The sequence below is a fragment of the Endozoicomonas sp. YOMI1 genome (assembly GCF_024606345.1).
Classification (GTDB): Bacteria; Pseudomonadota; Gammaproteobacteria; order Pseudomonadales; family Endozoicomonadaceae; genus Endozoicomonas.
Map to the genome: position 1 here is coordinate 1 of NZ_JAHHPM010000131.1, position 2,094 is coordinate 2,094.

1 protein-coding gene is annotated in these 2,094 nt (G+C 50.6%); it reads left to right on the plus strand.

Translation table 11 applies throughout. The annotated features are described in order from the left end of the window. The first annotated feature begins 327 nt into the window (after nt 1-327). Nucleotides 328-1,998, plus strand: coding sequence for a glutamine--tRNA ligase/YqeY domain fusion protein (locus KDK15_RS04750; RefSeq protein WP_257294217.1), 1,671 nt, complete (start codon nt 328-330; stop codon nt 1,996-1,998). The last annotated feature ends 96 nt before the right edge of the window (nt 1,999-2,094 follow it).

Below are 2,094 nucleotides of genomic sequence, written 5' to 3' on the forward strand. Positions count from 1 at the left end.
CTGTCGTCCTCGCTACGGGGTCGCCTAGACGGGCGCTATTCTCGGACAGCCTCCTGGGAGTGTCAGGAAAACCAGGGATTCTAGGTGTTTCTCGTACCCGTGTAAAACCTATTCGTTAAACCGGTGTCTGAATACTGATAATCAATACCATCTATATATTGCCTGTTAAGGCTGTCTGTTGGTAAAAACGAAACCATACCCGGTAAATTCTCTTGGCAGGGTAATGAGTTATTTTCCAGCATTGGCAGATATGGTAGTCTCAGCCGATTATGGCGCTGGTGTAAGTAGTTGGCCAGTCAGTAACCTCTCATAGATGCATCAGTGACAATGACTGCTACCGAAAAAGCCAGAAATTTTCTGGAACAGATTATTGAAAAAGACCTGGCAGAAGGCCGGGTCAGTGGTATTCATACCCGTTTTCCTCCAGAGCCGAATGGTTTTCTCCACGTTGGCCATGCCACTTCCATATGTCTGAACTTTGGTCTGGCAGAAAAGTACCAGGGTGAATGCAACCTCCGTTTTGACGATACCAATCCGGAGAAAGAAGAACAGGTCTATGTGGATGCCATTCAGGAAGATATTCGCTGGCTGGGCTTTCGGTGGTCCGGTGAGGTTCGTTATGCATCCAGCTATTTTGACCAATTTTATGATTGGGCTCTGCACCTGATTCGTGAAGGCAAGGCCTACGTTGATCATCAGGACGCTGAAGCCATGCGCATTAACCGGGGTGATTTCAATAAGCCCGGTGTTGAGAGCCCTGACAGAAACAAGTCCGTTGACGAAAATCTGGCTGAATTTGAAAAAATGCGGGCCGGTGAATATGAAGAAGGCAAAGCGTCCCTGCGGGCTAAAATCGATATGCAGAGCCCCAATATGAACATGCGGGATCCGGTTCTGTATCGAATTCGCAAGGTGCCTCACCATCAGACCGGGGATAAGTGGTGCATTTACCCCAGCTATGACTTTGCTCATGGTCAGGAAGATGCCATTGAGCATATAACCCATTCTGTTTGTACCCTGGAGTTCCAGGATCATCGTCCTCTCTATGAATGGTTCCTGGATAACCTGCCGGTTCCGGCCAGACCCCGTCAGTATGAGTTTGCCCGTACCAACCTGAATTACACGGTGACTTCCAAGCGCAAGTTGAAGCAGCTGGTGGATGAAGGTGTGGTGAACGGTTGGGATGATCCCCGTATGCCAACCATCTCCGGTATGCGTCGTCGTGGTTATACCCCAAATTCCATCCGTCGCTTTTCCGAGATGGTGGGTGTAAGCCGATCCGACGGTACCGCTGATGTGTCCATGCTGGAGCATGCCATTCGTGATGACCTGAACACCAATGCAGCCCGTGCCATGGCGGTGCTCTCTGCGCTGAAACTGGTGATCAGGAACCTGCCGGAAGGGGACGTGCAGGAGATGGCGGCGGCGGTGCATCCAAATCGTCCGGAACTGGGACAGAGAACCCTGCCGTTTACCCGGGAAATTTATATCGATCAGGAAGACTTCACCGAAGATACCACGCTATCGCGCAAGAAGTTCAAGCGTCTGGTGATTGGTGATTATGTTCGCCTCAGAAGTGCTTATGTCATTAAGGCGGAAGCTGTGATCCGTGATGAGAGTGGCAATATTGTTGAAGTTCATGCCTCTTATGTGCCGGGTACTGTAGGGGAAGATCCACCGGAAGGTATTCGTCCTCGTGGCGTCATTCACTGGGTTTCGGCGACTCATGGTAAACAGGCTGAATTGAGAATTTATGATCGTCTGTTTAGCCACCCGGCACCGGATCGTGGTGAAGAGGGCTTTCTGAGTCATGTGAATCCAGACTCCCTGAAGGTAACGCAGGCATGGGTTGAGCCATCGCTGGTGAATGCGGCGCCGGAACAATCTTTCCAGTTTGAGCGGGAGGGTTACTTTGTCGCAGACCGCTGTGACCATTCAGCCGAACACCCGGTGTTTAACCTGACCATTGGTTTGAAAGATACCTGGGCCAAGAAGTAGTTGGCCAAATGGAATTGTATATTTCTGGCTAAGTGGGCAGATACTATGCAAGGCACAACGCAGGGAGCATAGCCGTAGCTATGTGACCGGAGTTGT

Coding starts and splice junctions, on each gene's coding strand:
- KDK15_RS04750 (WP_257294217.1), top strand. CDS start 328: ATGACTGCTACCGAAAAAGCCAGAAATTTTCTGGAACAGATTATTGAA.